Annotated in this window: 11 protein-coding genes; 2 read left to right on the forward strand and 9 right to left on the reverse strand. The window is 70.8% G+C overall.

Annotated features, from left to right (window positions below):
- The 8 genes from ispG to ACI2LP_RS08430 form a co-directional block, all read right to left on the reverse strand.
- The coding region (gene ispG, locus ACI2LP_RS08395; RefSeq protein ID WP_404723767.1) for a flavodoxin-dependent (E)-4-hydroxy-3-methylbut-2-enyl-diphosphate synthase at positions 1 to 740 on the reverse strand (740 nt) is incomplete at its 3' end.
- Between the two features lie 163 nt (positions 741 to 903).
- On the reverse strand, positions 904 to 2,205 hold the full coding sequence (locus ACI2LP_RS08400) for a M50 family metallopeptidase (RefSeq protein ID WP_404723768.1): 1,302 nt from the start codon (positions 2,203 to 2,205) through the stop codon (positions 904 to 906).
- Positions 2,202 to 3,452 (reverse strand): 1-deoxy-D-xylulose-5-phosphate reductoisomerase, encoded by a 1,251-nt coding sequence (dxr, locus tag ACI2LP_RS08405; RefSeq protein ID WP_404723769.1) that lies wholly within the window; start codon positions 3,450 to 3,452, stop codon positions 2,202 to 2,204. The genes ACI2LP_RS08400 and dxr overlap by 4 nt, the downstream gene beginning before the upstream one ends.
- A gap of 136 nt (positions 3,453 to 3,588) precedes the next feature.
- Positions 3,589 to 5,535, reverse strand: a complete 1,947-nt coding sequence (locus tag ACI2LP_RS08410) for an acyl-CoA dehydrogenase family protein (protein ID WP_404723770.1) — start codon at positions 5,533 to 5,535, stop codon at positions 3,589 to 3,591.
- 213 nt (positions 5,536 to 5,748) lie between these two features.
- Complete coding sequence (locus ACI2LP_RS08415) at positions 5,749 to 7,194, reverse strand: aldehyde dehydrogenase family protein (protein ID WP_404723771.1); 1,446 nt, start codon at positions 7,192 to 7,194, stop codon at positions 5,749 to 5,751.
- Positions 7,195 to 7,329: 135 nt separating this feature from the next.
- Positions 7,330 to 8,211 (reverse strand): EamA family transporter, encoded by an 882-nt coding sequence (locus ACI2LP_RS08420; protein ID WP_404724424.1) that lies wholly within the window; start codon positions 8,209 to 8,211, stop codon positions 7,330 to 7,332.
- A 227-nt stretch (positions 8,212 to 8,438) separates the two neighbouring features.
- Positions 8,439 to 10,004: a PucR family transcriptional regulator gene (locus tag ACI2LP_RS08425; protein ID WP_404723772.1), complete on the reverse strand. Its 1,566-nt coding sequence runs from the start codon at positions 10,002 to 10,004 to the stop codon at positions 8,439 to 8,441.
- A gap of 100 nt (positions 10,005 to 10,104) precedes the next feature.
- The gene (locus ACI2LP_RS08430) at positions 10,105 to 12,207 is read right to left on the reverse strand and encodes an ATP-binding protein (protein WP_404723773.1); all 2,103 of its coding nucleotides are present in this window, start codon (positions 12,205 to 12,207) and stop codon (positions 10,105 to 10,107) included.
- Positions 12,208 to 12,507: 300 nt separating this feature from the next.
- Between ACI2LP_RS08430 and gabT the strand changes: the two genes are divergently transcribed.
- Together gabT and ACI2LP_RS08440 are read left to right on the forward strand one after the other, a co-directional pair.
- Entirely contained in the window at positions 12,508 to 13,842 is a 1,335-nt protein-coding gene (gene gabT, locus ACI2LP_RS08435; protein WP_404723774.1) for a 4-aminobutyrate--2-oxoglutarate transaminase, read from the forward strand.
- A 103-nt stretch (positions 13,843 to 13,945) separates the two neighbouring features.
- Positions 13,946 to 14,761, forward strand: a complete 816-nt coding sequence (locus ACI2LP_RS08440) for a phosphatase PAP2 family protein (protein WP_404723775.1) — start codon at positions 13,946 to 13,948, stop codon at positions 14,759 to 14,761.
- On the opposite strand, the gene ACI2LP_RS08445 is transcribed toward ACI2LP_RS08440, so the two are convergent.
- A complete protein-coding gene (locus ACI2LP_RS08445; RefSeq protein WP_404723776.1) occupies positions 14,712 to 16,511 on the reverse strand; it encodes a chitinase in 1,800 nt (599 codons plus the stop codon). The genes ACI2LP_RS08440 and ACI2LP_RS08445 overlap by 50 nt on opposite strands.
- Between the last annotated feature and the right edge of the window lie 75 nt (positions 16,512 to 16,586).

Genomic DNA, 16,586 nt, shown 5'->3' on the forward strand with positions numbered 1-16,586 from the left:
CGGATGGTGTCGCCGATGCCCTCGCTGAGCAGCGCGCCGAAGGCGACCGCCGACTTGATCGTGCCCTGGAAGGCGGGTCCCGCCTCGGTGACGCCGAGGTGGAGGGGGTAGTCGCACTGGGCGGCAAGCTGGCGGTAGGCGTTGACCATCACGACCGGGTCGTTGTGCTTGACCGAGATCTTGATGTCACGGAAGCCGTGCTCCTCGAACAGGGACGCCTCCCACAGCGCGGACTCGACCAACGCCTCCGGCGTCGCCTTGCCGTACTTCTGCAGCAGCCGGGCGTCCAGCGAACCGGCGTTAACCCCGATCCGGATCGGGGTGCCCGTCTCGCCCGCGGCGCGGGCGATCTCCTTCACCTTGTCGTCGAACTGCTTGATGTTGCCCGGGTTCACGCGCACCGCCGCACAGCCCGCGTCGATCGCCGCGAACACGTACTTCGGCTGGAAGTGGATGTCCGCGATCACGGGGATCTGCGACTTCCGCGCGATCGTGGCCAGCGCGTCCGCGTCGTCCTGGGTCGGACAAGCCACCCGTACGATCTGGCAGCCCGAAGCGGTGAGCTCGGCGATCTGCTGCAGCGTCGCCCCGATGTCCGAGGTACGCGTCGTCGTCATCGACTGCACCGACACGGGGGCGTCCCCGCCGACGGCCACGGAACCTACCTGGATCTTGCGGCTGACCCTCCGGTCGGCGAGCCGGGTCGGAACGGACGGCATTCCGAGAGAAATTGCAGTCATCTGCTGTGCAACCCCAAGGTGTGGATCGTGGTCCCGAGATCGGCGGGCTCCAGCCACCGAGATTACGGCACAGAGGTTCGGCCCAGCACATCGCGCCGGAAAGTCCACCCAAAGGTGAGCGGCCGGATACAAAGAGTATCCGACCGCCACAAAAGGGATGCCCTCAGCTGATTTTGACCGGATTGACGATGTCGGCGACCAGCACGAGCAGGGTGAAGCAGATGAAGATCCCCGCCACGACGTAGGCGACCGGCATCAGCTTGGCGACGTCGAAGGGGCCCGGGTCGGGGCGCCGGAACACCTTGGCAACGGTGCGGCGCAGGGACTCCCACAGCGCGCCCGCGATGTGCCCGCCGTCCAGCGGCAGCAGCGGCAGCATGTTGAACAGGAACAGCGAGAGGTTGAAGCCCGCGAGCAGCATCATGAACATGGCAATGAGGTTCTGCGCGGGCGCGTCGAGGTTCATCACCTCGCCGCTGATCCGGGCGGCGCCGACGACGCCCACCGGGGAGTCGTTCTTGCGCTCGCCGTCGCTGAAGGCCGCGTTCCACAGGTCGGGGATCTTGGACGGCAGCGCGACGATCGACTCGACGCCGTTCTCGATCATGTCGCCCATGCGGTCGACGGAGTCGGTGAAGGAGAGCGGCAGGATCTCGGTCTTCGCGGCAAAGCCGAGATAGCCGGCCGGGACGTACTTGTCGGGGATGACCTCGCCGTCGGCGTTCTTCTTGGCGACCATGTTCTTGGCGAGGGTGGCCTGCAGGACCTGCTGCTTGCCGTCGCGTTCGACCGTGATGGTGGCCGGGCCGATCGTCTCGCGGATGTGGTTCGACAGGGTGGTCCAGTCGGCGACGGGCTGCCCGTTGAAGGCGACGATCTTGTCGCCCTTCCGCAGGCCCGCGGCTTGTGCGGGCGAGACGGGGTCGCCCTTGGCACAGGTGTCACGGTTCTCGCTCTGCGAGATGACGCACTTCTGAACGCCCGCCACCTCGGTGGTCTGGGCCGAGAAGCCGAAGGTCATCGCCACACCGAGGAAGATCGCGACGGCCAGGACCAGATTCATGAACGGTCCGGCGAACATCACGATCACGCGCTTCCAGGGCTTGCGCGTGTAGAAGAGACGGTTCTCGTCGCCCGGCTTGAGCTCCTCGAACGCGGCCGTGCGGGCGTCCTCTATCATCCCGCGCCACGGCGATGTCGAGCGTGCCTCGATCCGCCCGTCCTCCCCCGGCGGGAACATCCCGATCATGCGGATGTAGCCACCCATGGGGATGGCCTTGATGCCGTACTCCGTCTCGCCCTTGTTGCGGGACCAGATGGTCGGGCCGAAGCCGACCATGTACTGGGGCACGCGGATGCCGAAGAGCTTGGCCGTGGACAGATGGCCGAGCTCGTGCCAGGCGATCGAGATCAGCAGCCCTACCGCAAACAGCAGAATGCCGAGGACCGTCAACAGAATCGTCATGCGCGAGCCTCCGCTGTTGCCTTCACTGCCAGTTCCTGAGCCCGCGCCCGGGCCCAGGTCTCCGCTTCCAGGACGTCCGCCACCGTCAGCGAGGTTCCCTTGGCGGGCGCACCGTGCTCGGCGACGACTTCGGTGACCGTATCCATGATTCCGTTGAACGGCAGCCGTCCCGCGAGAAATGCGTCCACGCACTCCTCGTTCGCGGCATTGAACACCGCCGGGGCCGTACCGCCCAGCTCGCCCACGTGCCGGGCGAGTCCCACCGAGGGGAAGGCCTCGGTGTCGAGCGGGAAGAACTCCCACGTCGATGCCGTGGTCCAGTCGAAGGCGGGCGCTGCGTCCGGCACCCGCTGGGGCCAGCCGATGCCGAGGGCGATCGGGCCGCGCATATCGGGCGGGGTGGCCTGCGCGAGGGTCGAGCCGTCGGTGAACTCCACCATGGAGTGGACATACGACTGAGGGTGTACGACGACCTCGATGCGCTCGAAGGGGATGTCGTAGAGGAGATGCGCCTCGATGACCTCAAGGCCCTTGTTGACGAGTGTGGCGCTGTTCACCGTGATCACCGGGCCCATCGCCCAGGTGGGATGCGCCAGGGCGGCCTCGGGGGTGACATCGGCGAGCTCGGCCTTCGTACGCCCGCGGAAGGGACCGCCGGAGGCGGTGACGACGAGCTTGCGTACGTCAGCCCTCGTACCGGCGGCCAGCGCCTGGAAGAGGGCCGCGTGCTCGGAGTCGACGGGGATGATCTGGCCGGGCTTGGCAAGAGCCTTGACCAGCGGCCCGCCGACGATGAGCGACTCCTTGTTGGCCAGGGCGAGGGTGCGGCCGGCTTCGAGCGCGGCGAGGGTGGGGGCGAGGCCGATGGAGCCGGTGATGCCGTTGAGCACGGTGTGGCAGGGGGAGGCGGCGAGCTGGGTGGCGGCGTCGGGCCCTGCCAGGATCTCGGGCAGGGGCTCGGTGCCGTACTGCTCCGCCAGCGCCTCGCGCAGCGCGGGCACGACGTCCTCGCGGGCCACGGCGACCATGTCGACGCGCAACTGCCGCGCCTGCTCGGCGAGGAGTCCGACCCGTCCGCCGGCGGCGGAGAGTGCGGTGACGCGGAAGCGCTCGGGGTTGCGCAGGACCAGGTCGATGGCCTGCGTGCCGATGGACCCGGTGGAGCCGAGGACGACGACGTCCCGGCGGCCTTCGGTCGCGTCGAAGACGAGGTGCGGGTCGGCGAGGGGGGATGGGCTGTCGCTCATCCCCCCATTGTGGCCGCTCCGCCTGTCCGGCCGGACAGTGCGTCCCTCGCGCCGGTCTTCCGCCCCGCGCGGAACCTCTCCCCCTGGGCGTTCATGGGTCGCGTGGGGCAGGGAGGCCGGCGCCCTCGAGAAGGTGCTAGCGGATCGGGCGGTGGACGTTGGCGCGGTCGGACGCGCCCGGGGTTGCGTCGGCGATCCAGGGGCCTTCGCCACTCGGGTCGATGATGCCCTGTTCGAGCCAGGTGTACGTGCCGGACAGCACGCCGTCCACCACCTTGCGGTCGAGGTCGTCGGTGTTGGACCACAGGCGGTTGAAGAGCTCTTCGACGCGGATACGGGACTGGCGGCAGAACACATCGGCCAGTTGGTAGGCCTCGCGGCCGTGGCCCTCGGTGCTGCGGAGGAGTTCCGCGCGGACGCAGGCAGCGCTCATTGCGAAGAGTTCCGCCCCGATGTCGACGATCCGGCCCAGGAAGCCCTGCTTGGTCTCCATCCGGCCCTGCCAGCGGGACATCGCGTAGAAGGTGGAGCGCGCCAGTTTGCGGGCCGAGCGTTCGACGTAGCGCAGATGGCCGGAGAGGTCGGCATGGCCTGCCGGGTGGAACTCGCGATACGTACGCGGGAGTTGGCCGGGGCCCGCGACCAGCTTGGGCAGCCAGCGGGCGTAGAAGGCGGTGGCCTGTGCGCCGGCCTTCGCCTTGTCGCCCAGGGACTTGTCCGGGTCGATCAGATCGCCCGCCACCTTGAGGTGCGCATCGACGGCCTCGCGGGCGATCAGCAGGTGCATGATCTCGGTCGAGCCCTCGAAGATGCGGTTGATGCGCAGATCGCGCAGCATCTGCTCGGCCGGCACGGCCCGTTCGCCGCGCGCCGCCAGCGAGTCCGCCGTCTCGAAGCCGCGGCCGCCGCGGATCTGGACCAGCTCGTCGGCCATCAGCCAGGACATCTCCGAGCCGTAGAGCTTGGCGAGCGCCGCTTCGATGCGGATGTCGTTGCGGTCCTCGTCGGCCATCTGCGAGGAGAGGTCGACGACCGCTTCGAGGGCGAAGGTGGTCGCGGCGATGAAGGAGATCTTGGCGCCGACGGCCTCGTGCTTCGCGACCGGCTTGCCCCACTGCTCCCGGACGGCCGACCACTCGCGGGCGATCTTCAGGCACCACTTGCCGGCGCCGACGCACATCGCGGGCAGCGAGAGGCGGCCGGTGTTGAGGGTGGTCAGCGCGATCTTGAGGCCGGCGCCCTCGGGGCCGATGCGGTTCGCGGCGGGGACGCGCACCTGGTGGAAGCGGGTGACACCGTTCTCCAGGCCGCGCAGGCCCATGAAGGCGTTGCGGTTCTCGACGGTGATGCCCTCGCTGGCCGCCTCGACGACGAACGCCGTGATGCCGCCCCGGTGGCCTTCCGACTTCGGTACGCGGGCCATCACGACCAGCAGGTCGGCGACAACACCGTTCGTCGTCCAGAGCTTGACGCCGTCGAGGACGTACGAGTCGCCCTCGGGCACGGCGGTGGTGGCGAGCCGGGCCGGGTCGGAGCCCACGTCCGGCTCGGTGAGCAGGAAGGCCGAGATGTCCGTCCGGGCCAGCCGCGGCAGGAACGCGTCCTTCTGCTCCTGGGTGCCGAAGATCTTCAGCGGCTGCGGTACGCCGATCGACTGATGGGCCGAGAGCAGCGCGCCGATCGCCGGGTTCGCCGAGCCGACCAGGGCCAGCGCCTTGTTGTAGTACACCTGGGTGAGACCGAGGCCCCCGTACTTCGTGTCGATCTTCATGCCGAGCGCGCCGATCTCCCTGAGACCGTTGATCACCTCGTCGGGGATCCGCGCCTCGCGCTCTATCAGCGCTCCGTCGATCTTCGTCTCGCAGAAGTCGCGCAGCTTCGCGAGGAACGCCTCGCCCCGCCGCGTGTCCTCGTCCGCGGGCATCGGATGCGGATGGATCAGGTCCAGCCGGAAGCGGCCCAGGAACAGCTCCTTGGCGAAGCTGGGCTTGCGCCAGTCCTGTTCTCGCGCGGCCTCGGCGACCTGTCGTGCTTCGCGCTCACTGACCTTCGGGGTCTGTGTCGTGTCGAGTGGTGCGGACATGAGGCTCACCTCGCCGCGAGTCGGGGATTCCGGGGCGTCGGCCGGTGGCGCACGTCGCCTTACCGACCGGTGCTACTCGTCCGTAGTACCCGATTCCCGCCCTCTCCACCAGTCTGCGTACCGCAGTCGAGGGAACTGCGCCGGAGGTACGGCAACGGCCGGAGCCCCCGCACAGTGGGCTCCGGCCGTCGGTCCGTCACGTACTCGGAGAGCTCAGAGAGCAAGGCCCGTCAGGACCAGCACCCGCTCGTACGTGTAGTCGTCCATCGCGTAGCGCACGCCCTCGCGGCCCACGCCGGACTGCTTGGCTCCGCCGTACGGCATCTGGTCCGCGCGGTACGACGGGACGTCGCCGATGATCACGCCGCCGACCTCGAGGGCGCGGTGGGCGCGGAAGGCGGTCTGCACGTCGTGCGTGAACACGCCCGCCTGCAGGCCGTACTTGGAGTCGTTGACCGCGGCGAAGGCCTCGGCCTCGCCGTCGACCCTGGTGACCGTGAGGACCGGCCCGAAGACCTCCTCACAGGCGATCGTCGTGTCCGCGGGGACGTCCGCGAGGACGGTCGGCGCGTAGGACGCACCCTCGCGCTTGCCGCCGGCGAGCAGCTTCGCGCCCGCCTGCACCGCCTCGTCGACCCAGGACTCCACACGCTTGGCGGCGTCCTCGCTGACCAGCGGGCCGACGTCGGTGGCGGAGTCGGACGGGTCGCCGGTGACCTGGGCCTCGACGGCCGCGACGACCTTCGGCAGCAGCCGGTCGTACACCGTGGCATCGGCGATCACACGCTGCACGGAGATGCAGGACTGGCCGCCCTGGTAGTTGGAGAAGGTGGCGATACGGGTCGCCGCCCAGTCCAGGTCCGCCTCGGAGGCGAAGTCGGCAAGGACGACGGCCGCGCCGTTGCCGCCCAGCTCCAGGGTGCAGTGCTTGCGCGGCACCGAGTCCATGATCGCGTAGCCGACCTTGTCGGAGCCGGTGAAGGAGATGACCGGCAGCCGCTCGTCCTGGACGAGGGCGGGCATCTTGTCGTTCGGCACCGGGAGCACGGACCACGAGCCGGCCGGCAGGTCGGTCTCGGCAAGCAGCTCACCGAGGATCAGCCCGGACAGCGGTGTCGCCGGGGCGGGCTTGAGGATGATCGGCGCGCCGACGGCGATCGCCGGGGCGATCTTGTGGGCGCAGAGATTCAGCGGGAAGTTGAACGGCGCGATACCGAGCACGGCGCCCTTGGGGAAGCGGCGGGTGAGCGCGAGGCGGCCCTGACCGCCGGCGTCCGTGTCCAGGCGCTGGGCCTCGCCGCCGTTGAACCGGCGGGCCTCTTCGGCCGCGAAGCGGAAGACGGAGACGGCACGGCCGACCTCGCCGCGGGCCCACTTGACGGGCTTGCCGTTCTCGGCGGAGATCAGCTGGGCGATCTCCTCGGTGCGCTCGGCGAGCCGCTTCGACACATGGTCGAGGGCCGCGGCGCGTACGTGTGCCGGGGTGGCCGCGAACTCGTCACGCACCGCGTGCGCGGCGGCGACGGCCTCCTCGACCTGGGCATCGGTCGGGACGGAGACCTGACCGACAAGACGTCCGTCCCAGGGGGAGGTGACGTCGAAGGCGGTCTCGCCGGTGGCCTGACGGCCGGCGAGCCAGAAGGCGTGGGTGGAAGTCATGTCCCGGCCCTTCCGAAGTAGATGGGGTTGTCTCTGCCCCACGGTAGGACCGGGACGGCGTCTGCGCGTTTATCCGGTGTGGAGTGGTCGGCGGACGCTCTCCTACGCTTTGGCGTGCGCTCCCAAGCTGAGTGGCTAGCGGCGGCGTTCCGTCGACACGATCAGGCAGACCCCCGTCACCACCACCGCGCCTCCGACGGCGATCGGCCAGCTCAGCTGCTCGTCCAGGATCAGCGCGCCGAGCAGGACCGCGACGACCGGGTTCACATACGCATAGGTGGCGACCAGGGACAGCGGCGCGGAGTGCAGCAGCCAGGCGTACGCCGTGAACGCGACGAGCGAGCCGAAGACGACGAGATAGCCGAGCGCGGTCCAGGAGCGGGCCGAGACCTCACCGAGGGCGAAGCCGTGCTGCTCGCCCCTCCCAAGGCCCACCAGCAGACAGCCGATGCCGCCGGCGACCATCTCGTACGCGCTCGCCGCGAACGGATTCGCGGGCATCGGGATGCGCGACGAGGAGAAGGAGCCGACCGACCACATGAGAGTCGCGCCGATCACGGCGAGGACGCCCCACAGGCGTACGTCGCCGCTGAGACCGGGCAGGGTCAGCACGGCGAGGCCCGCGAGCCCGAGCAGGACGCCGCAGTACGCGCCGAGGCCGGGGCGTTCACCGAAGCTCCGGCGCAGAAGCACCACCCAGGTGGGCACGACGGCGATCAGCAGGGCGGCGAGCCCGGAGGGCACGGAGGTCTCGGCGAGTACGACCAGGCCGTTGCCGCCGAGGAGGAGGAGCAGGCCGACCAGGGCGGCCGAGGCGAGCTGGGCGGGGGTGACCTTGAGCGCCGACGGTCCCTGCCGCCAGGCCACGAGGCCGGCGAGGATCAGGCCCGCGACGACGAAGCGGGCCCCGGCGGAGAGGAACGGCGGCATGGTCTCGACGACGATGCGGATGCCGAGGTAGGTGGAGCCCCAGACGACGTAGACGATGGCGAGCGCGCCCCAGACCGCGCCGGATATCCGGGGGCCGGGCGCGGCCGGTCCGGCGGTGTCGGTCGGCGGGGTGTCGGTCGGCGGGGAATCGGTTGCGGCGCTGCCGCTTGCCGGGGTGCCTGCCTCGGGGGTGCCGGCCTCAGGAGTGCCGGAGTTGGTGACCACGAGGCAGGACCCTAGGCATTCGAGCGCTCAAACTCCAACGATTTTGCCCGACTTCGGGCACAGGAACGGAAAATTCTTCCGCGAGTGCCTCATTCCGCCGTGCCGCCTCCCGTAGCCTTCAGCGCCAGCCACAGCTCCATCCGCACATCCGGGTCGTCGAGCGAGCGGCCCAGGATCTCCTCGACCCGGCGCATCCGGTAGCGCAGCGTATGGCGGTGCACGCCCAGATCGGCGGCCGCGGCGTCCCACTGGCCGTGGCGCGAGAGCCAGGCGCGCAGCGAGGCGACCAGATCGCCGCGGCCGGTCGCGTCGTGTTCGTACAGCGCCCGCAGCATGCCGTCCGCGAAGGCGCGCACCGCGTCGTCCGCGAGCAGCGGGAGGACCGATCCCGCGGCCAGTTCCTCGTGCTCGACGAGGGCGCGGCCGCGCCGCCGGGCGACCGAGAGGGCCTGTTCGGCCTGTTTGTACGCGCCCGCTGCGGCAATCGGCCCGGTCGGCGCGGAGAGCCCCACGACCGCTTCGGTGTCGTCGGCCTCCTTGTCCGCGTACTCCGCCGTGCAGGCCGCGACGACCGCGCCGCCGTCCGCGGCCAGCACCACAAGGCGATCGTCGATGTCCGGCACGGCGATCATCGGCTCCCCGGCCCGGGCCGCGGCCGACTCCAGAGATTCGGCGAAGGCCTGCAGCGGGTGCTCCGCGGTGGAGTCCGGCTCGGCCGCCGACTCGGCGATCAGCAGTCGGAAGGGAGCGTCGAGCAGCCCGCCGTACAGATCTCCGGCGACCGCCCGCGCATGGTCGGGCTGGCCGGACAGCAGCATCCGCAGCACTGCGGCGCCGAGCCGCTGTTCGGCCTCCTGGAGTGAGCGGGAGCGCTCGGTGGAGAGGGTGAGCAGGGCGACGGCGGAGTGCACGGCATAGCGCTCGGCGGTGCCCAGCGGCGCTCCGGTGCCCACAGCCAGCGCCCCGCGCACCCGGCGTCCGCTGCCCAGCGACTGCAGTTCGACACGGTCGTCGTCCGTGTCGCCGACCACCGCGCTCGCGGGCGCGGACCGCTCCCGCAGCCGCTCCACGTCGGCGGTGAGCCGGGCAGCCCGGCGCGCGGCCCATTCGGGTGCTGCTGCGACGACGGCGCCGGACGCGTCGTACAGCGCGGCCCAGCCGTCGATATGGGCGGCGAGCTTGCTGACGACCGCGGCGGGCCCCTCGGCGAGTGCGGCCCGCGTCAGCTCCCGCTGTGCCTCGAAACCGGCCGTCACCGCGCGGTACTGGTCGGCCGCGTTCGCCGCCGAGACGGCCTTGCTGATGGCGAGGAAGGGGGTGCGGCGCGGCACGGCGAGCAGGGGCAGGCCCTCCTCCTTGGCCGCCTCGACGAGCGCGTCGGGGATGTCGTCGTAGTAGACGCCGACCGCGAAGCCCAGCCCGACGACGCCCGCGGCCACCAGCCTCCGCACATAGCGGCGCATCGCCTCGCGGTCGTCGGCGTCCAGGGTCATCGCCGTGACAAGGAGCAGCTCGCCGCCCTCCATGTACGGCACGGGGTCGGCGAGCTCGCTGACATGCGCCCAGCGCACCGGTGTCTCCAGCCGGTCCTCCCCGGCGCGCACGGTGAGTTTGAGCGCCGAGTGCTGGACGAGCGAGGCGAGCGTGGGCGGCATGGGGACCGGGGCCCTTCGAGCAGAGGTGGGAGTGATTTCGCCGTCCCGTATGAACGGCGTACATCGATTCTGCCAGTCCGTAGCAGTACGGGGGCTCTGCTCAGGTTCTGAGGTCCACCAGAAGGGGCGGCGCGTGCTCGCCCCGTACGGACGTCAGGGAGAGCACCGCGTGCCCGGCGGGCACGGCGTGCGCCAGGTCGGAGGCCGACCAGCGGGCCCGCTCGACCTCGCGCACCGTGATCGCCTCGGCGGTGGCCGCCTTGCCGGTCACCAGGCGGCGCATCATGTGCAGCGCCTTGGTGAGGGGCTCGTCGGAGATGATCTGCCGGTTGGTGACGTCCCGGGTCTGCACCCACTCGGTGCCCCAGGTCTCGGCGAACCGGCCGCCGTCCCAGGGGGCGAGCCCGGCGAACGCCATCCGGCAGCCGACCGCACCCAGCAGCGGACCGCGCAGCGGCTCCGGCACGTCCTCCAGGGTGCGCAGCGCGAACACCACCCCGGCGTTGGCGGAGCGCAGCCTCTGCACGGCGCGCACCGAGTCGGCGGTCACGGTGTACGTCGCGTCGTCGAGGACGAGTGCGCCGAAGAGCGAGCGGTCCGAGCGGTTCAGTGCGGCCTCGGTGAACTGGGCGAGCACCAGGCGCGCGATGATCCGCGAGGCCTCGGCGTGGCCGCGCTCGGGCAGGTCGATACGGACGCGCAGCGGGTGCTCGATGGCGCGCAGCGAGAACTGCCGGCCGGTGCCGTCCGTACGGAAGAAGTCCGCGAACGCGGGCCGGTCCAGGAAGGCGATCCGCTCGGCGAGCAGGACGCCGATGTCGTCGGCGCGGGCCGACTGCCGCTCGCGGGCGTCCAGTTCACGCAGCTGGGCGGCGGCACCGGGGTCGGTCGCGGCCTCCAGGGCGGTGCGCAGCGCGCCGATCGCGGCGGGCGCGCCGCCGAGCAGTTCACGCAGCTCCGGTACGGCCGGGAAGTGCCCGTGGACGCACTGGTACGGCCCGATCAGCTGGGCCAGCGCGGTGGCGGCGCGCCTGCTGTCGCCGCCGGGCAGGGTGCCGGCGAGATCCCCGACGAGCGCCTCGGCGAGCACCCGGGCGGCCTCGTCGGGGTCGTCGGCGCCGCCGTAGAGGTCGAGGTCGTGGGTGGACTCGGGGCGGCCGACGGCGATGACGAGGTCGAAGGCGTCGTCGGGGGCGAGCCCGGTGCCGTACGCCGTGACGGCGACGACGGCCGCGCGGTTGGCGAGCGCGAGCAGACACATCGACTCGACGACGGGCCGTACCAGGCGCACGCTCTTGCCGGAGCCGGAGGGCCCGACGGCGAGCAGCGAGGTGCCGAGGAGAGCGGGCTCGAGGGCGACGCCGGTGGTGCGGCGGGCGTAGGGGTTGCGCCGGTCGTCGACGGCGGTGCCGATCTTGACCTGGGCGGTGGCGAGATCGTGGGTGGCGCTGCGGACCGGCAGGTCCCGTACGCCGGAGGGGTGGGCGCAGGCTGCCGCGCCGTGCTTGCGCACGGTGTCGGTGAACGCGGCGAGCCGCTCCGGCCGGGCGTGGACCCCCTGCCAGGCGCGCCGGATCCTGGCGTAGTCGACATCGCCGAGCGCGCCGGAACGGGTGGCTTCGGCCAAGGCCTGCGCCGCTTCCACCAGGCCGGCGGAGCGCAGCTCGGGCCAGTCTGCGGGATCGGCCTCGGGGGGCGGCGTCGGGATGCGAACGTGCTGGTCGGCGCGGCGCACATAGCGATGCCAGATCTCCGGCACATGGCCGATCCGGGCGAAGAACACGAGCAGGCCGCCGCCGACGATCGCGTAGTAGGCGTACGAGGCGACGACCTGGGCCATGGTGCCGTTCCAGGAGTCCGGGGTGAGGACGAGGAAGGGCCACAGCCAATAGCGGCCGAGGTAGCCGTTCCACAGGAGCGACCACACCAGCCAGCCGCTGAGCAGGGCGATGAGGGCGCCGGTGAAGAGCCGGCGGGCGGGGACGAGCTCGGGCTCCTCGTCGGCCCGGGCGCGGTGGCCGAGGCGCCAGATGCCGGGCTCGGCGGCCGGGCGCGGGGTGCGCAGCCAGTCGACGACGGCGGGCCGCGTGGTGGGGGCGTGGCCGGGGATGGCCGGGATCCCGGGCACGGCGGGTGGCCTCGCCGGCCGTGGCACCGGGTTGGACCGTGTGCCGCGTGCGTCGAATGTGCCTTCGGAATCCATGAAACCGCTGCCCCCTGACCAGCCAGGCCCGCTCTGTGCACCCGTCAATCTAGTGCCCTGGCCGGGGTAGTTCACTGATTCACGTCATGGTGGGCGTCCGGGGGCACGTTCCCCCGGGAAGCCGCAGCACCTCGCGGTCGTCGCTCCGGCAGGCAGCGCGAGGACCCTCCGCCCCGGCCCGACTATGTCCGGCGCGGACAACGACACACCCCCCAACACTCCCGAACGGCGCATGCCTGTCCCCCTCTCCCCGGCCTAGCCTGCGAAGAAAAGCGTCCGGAACACCCACAGGAGCCCCTCATGACCGCAATCCCGCAGGAGCGCCGCGTCGTCACCGCCATCCCCGGTCCCAAGTCGATCGAGCTGCAGGCCCGCCGTACCGCCGCGGTCGCCGGCGGTGTGGGGTCCGTGCTGCCCGTCTTCACCGCCCGCGCCGGCGGCGGTGTGATCGAGGACGTGGACGGCAACCGCCTCATCGACTTCGGCTCCGGCATCGCCGTGACCTCGGTCGGCGCCTCCGCCGAGGCCGTCGTACGCCGTGCCGCCGCGCAGCTCGCCGACTTCACCCACACCTGTTTCATGGTCACGCCGTACGAGGGGTACGTGGAGGTCGCCGAGGCCCTCGCCGAACTCACCCCGGGTGACCACGCGAAGAAGTCGGCGCTGTTCAACTCCGGCGCCGAGGCGGTCGAGAACGCCGTCAAGATCGCCCGCGCCTACACCAAGCGCCAGGCGGTCGTCGTCTTCGACCACGGCTACCACGGCCGCACCAACCTCACGATGGCGCTGACCGCGAAGAACATGCCGTACAAGCACGGCTTCGGCCCGTTCGCCCCCGAGGTCTACCGCGTCCCGGTCGCCTACGGCTACCGCTGGCCGACCGGCCCGGAGAACTGCGGTCCCGAGGCCGCCGCTCAGGCCATCGACCAGATCTCCAAGCAGGTCGGCGCCGACAACGTCGCCGCGATCATCATCGAGCCGGTCCTCGGCGAGGGCGGCTTCATCGAGCCCGCCAAGGGCTTCCTGCCGGCCGTCGCGCAGTTCGCCAAGGACAACGGCATCGTGTTCGTCGCGGACGAGATCCAGTCCGGCTTCTGCCGCACCGGCCAGTGGTTCGCCTGTGAGGACGAGGGCATCGTCCCCGACCTGATCACCACTGCCAAGGGCATCGCGGGCGGTCTGCCGCTCGCCGCCGTGACCGGCCGCGCCGAGATCATGGACGCCCCGCACGCGGGCGGCCTCGGCGGTACGTACGGCGGCAACCCGGTCGCCTGCGCCGGTGCGCTCGGCGCGATCGAGACCATGAAGGAGCTCGACCTCAACGGCAGGGCCAAGCGCATCGAGGAGGTCATGAAGGGCCGCCTCACCGCGATGGCCGAGAAGTTCGACATCATCGGCGACGTCCGCGGCCGCGGCGCGATGATCGCCATCGAGCTGGTCAAGGACCGGGACACCAAGGAGCCGAACCCGGCCGCCACCGCCGCGCTCGCCAAGGCCTGCCACGCCGAGGGACTGCTGGTTCTGACCTGTGGCACGTACGGCAATGTGCTGCGCTTCCTGCCGCCGCTGGTGATCGGAGAGGACCTGCTCAACGAGGGTCTGGACATCATCGAGCAGGCGTTCGCAGGCGTCTGACCGGGGCGAACGGTCAGGGCCTGTGAAGACTCTGTGGGGGGCCGATGGCGGGATGGAGATCCGGCTGTCGGTGCCCCCTCTCGCTGCCGTACGGTTTCTGCAGATGAGAGAAACACCCCGCTCGCAGGGGACTGCGAGCGACCCCAGGCCGGAGCGTCCCCAGCCCCGTCCTGGTCGTGCCCTCGCGCACACCACTGGAGCTTCTGGCTCCGGAACTCCTCACCGATCGGATGGCCGCCCGCCCCAAACCCCCCGGGGCGCGCGGCAAACCGGTCCGGCCGGCCCTCTCGGAACCACCCCCCCTGTTCCGAGGAGGCCGGCTTTTCCTCGTGCGGCGCTCGGCGCGCTGTGCGCCCTCGTCTTCTCGCTGGTCACCTGGCAGGTGGCCGCCGACGGGCCGCTGCGGTCCCTGGACGAACGCATCGAGCTCAGGATCGTCGGGCACGGGCCCAGGTCGCTGACCGATCTGCTGGCCGACCTGGGCAGCAGGGAGTTCGCGCTGCCGGTGCTGGCCGCGGCGGTCTGGTACACCCTCCGGCGCGACGCTCGCACCCGGCGTCTCGAGGTACTCGGTGCCGTCCTCACGATGGCCGCGGTCCCCGCGCTCGTCTCGCCCCTGAAGTCCTTGATCGACCGTCAGGGACCGCTCACCGAGGTGGGCGGCTTCTACCCCTCCGGCCATACCGCGACCGCGATGGTGGCCTACTGCGGCGCCGCGCTGCTCCTGGCCCCGTATGTCGGGCGCCGATGGGCGATGCCCGTCGCCGTGGTGCTCAGCGTGGCGACGGGCATCGGACTGGTCCTGCGCGGCTATCACTGGCCGCTGGACGTCATCGGCAGCTGGTGCCTGGGTGGGTTGCTGCTCCTGGTCAACTCCAGGTGTACGCGTCGAAGTTCTTCGAGAACTCCCACTGATTGAAGCGGTCCCAGTTGATCGACCATGTCATCAGTCCGCGCAGAGTGGGCCAGATGCCATGGGTCTGGTACGAGCCACAGCCGGCCTTCTTCGTCAGGCAGTCCAGCGCCTTGTTCACCTCGGCGGGTGTGGTGTGGCCGTTGCCCGCCTGGGTCGATGCCGGCAGGCCGATGGCCACCTGCTCGGGCCGCAGCGCCGGGAAGAACTTCGACTGATCGCCCGCGACCGGGAAGCCGGTCAGCAGCATGTCCGTCATGGCGATGTGGAAGTCCGCACCGCCCATGGAGTGGTACTGGTTGTCCAGGCCCATGATCGAGCCGGAGTTGTAGTCCTGGACGTGCAGCAGGGTGAGGTCGTCGCGCAGGGCGTGGATGACCGGGAGGTAGGCCCCGGCGCGCGGGTCCTGGCCGCCCCAGGGGCCCGAGCCGTAGTACTGGTAGCCGAGCTGCACGAAGAACGTCTCCGGAGCCATGGTGAGCACAAAGCCGGAGCCGTACTTCGCCTTGAGGGTCTTGATCGCCGAGATCAGATTGACGATCACCGGCGAGGTCGGGGAGCGGAAGTCCGTGTCGCCGGTGTTCAGGGACAGGGAGTGACCCTCGAAGTCGATGTCCAGGCCGTCGAGTCCGTACTCGTCGATGATCTTCGAGACCGACGAGACGAAGGTGTCACGGGCGGCCGTGGTGGAAAGCTGCACCTGGCCGTTGGCGCCGCCGATGGAGATCAGGACCTTCTTGCCCGCCGCCTGCTTGGCCTTGATGGCGGCCTTGAAGTCGGCGGCCGACTCGACGTTCGGGCACTCGCTCGCCGGGCAGAGCCTGAAGCGGATGTCGCCCGAGGTGACCGAGGTCGGTTCGCCGAAGGCGAGGTTGATGACGTCCCAGGAGTCGGGCACGTCCGCCATGCGCGTGTAGCCGGAGCCGTTGGCGAAGCTGGCGTGCAGATAGCCGACGAGGGCGTGGGCGGGCAGGCCCGTGCCCGGGTTGCCGCCGCTGGTGGTCGTCGCGGTGACGGCGGCAGACTTCGGGGACTCGCCGGCGCTGTTCGTCGCGGTGACCTGGAAGCTGTACGACGTCGAGGGCGCGAGACCCGTCACGGTGGCCGAAGTCCCGGTCGCGGAGAGGACCTTGGTGCCGGCCCGGTAGACGTTGTAGCCGGTGGCGCCGGAGACTGACGACCAGCTCAGCGGGACGGAGGTGGAGCCGGGGGTTCCCGCGGTCAGCCCGGTGGGGGCGGCCGGGATCTGGACCGGGTCGCCGCCGGGGCCGAGCAGCGAGAGGTCATCGGCGGCATAGGCGGGGGTGCCGTACCAGCCGTGCGTGTAGATCGTCACGGATGTGGTCGACGCGCCCGTGCGGAAGGTCGTGGAGAGCTTCTGCCAGCTCGGCGCCGACGCCGTCCAGGTGGAGACGTCGGTGGTGCCGGTGCCGGATGCGCCGAGGTAGACGTAGCTGCCCTGGACCCAGCCGCTGAGTGTGTAGTCGGAGTTGGGCTTGACCGTGACCGTCTGGCTGCACGTGGCGTTGTCGCTGCCCGCCGGAGTGGCCTTCAGCGCGGAACTTCCGCCGTGGACAGGTGAATTGACGACGGCACCGCTGCCTGCCGTACAGCTCCAGCCGTCGAGGCCCGCCTCGAAGCCGCCGTTGCGGGCGAGTTCGGTGTCGGCGGCTGTGGCGAAGCCCGCCGTGGCGACGAGTCCGCTGATGGCGAGGGCGGCCGCCGAAAGGGCGGCCAAGAGTCTGGTGCGGTCCACAACTGCCTCCGGGCATGGGGGGATTGAGTGGGGGCCCGCACAATTTGGTCCAGACCAATGCTGTTGTCAAGCCTT

The sequence above is a fragment of the Streptomyces sp. NPDC019890 genome (assembly GCF_044903445.1).
GTDB lineage: Bacteria > Actinomycetota > Actinomycetes > Streptomycetales > Streptomycetaceae > Streptomyces.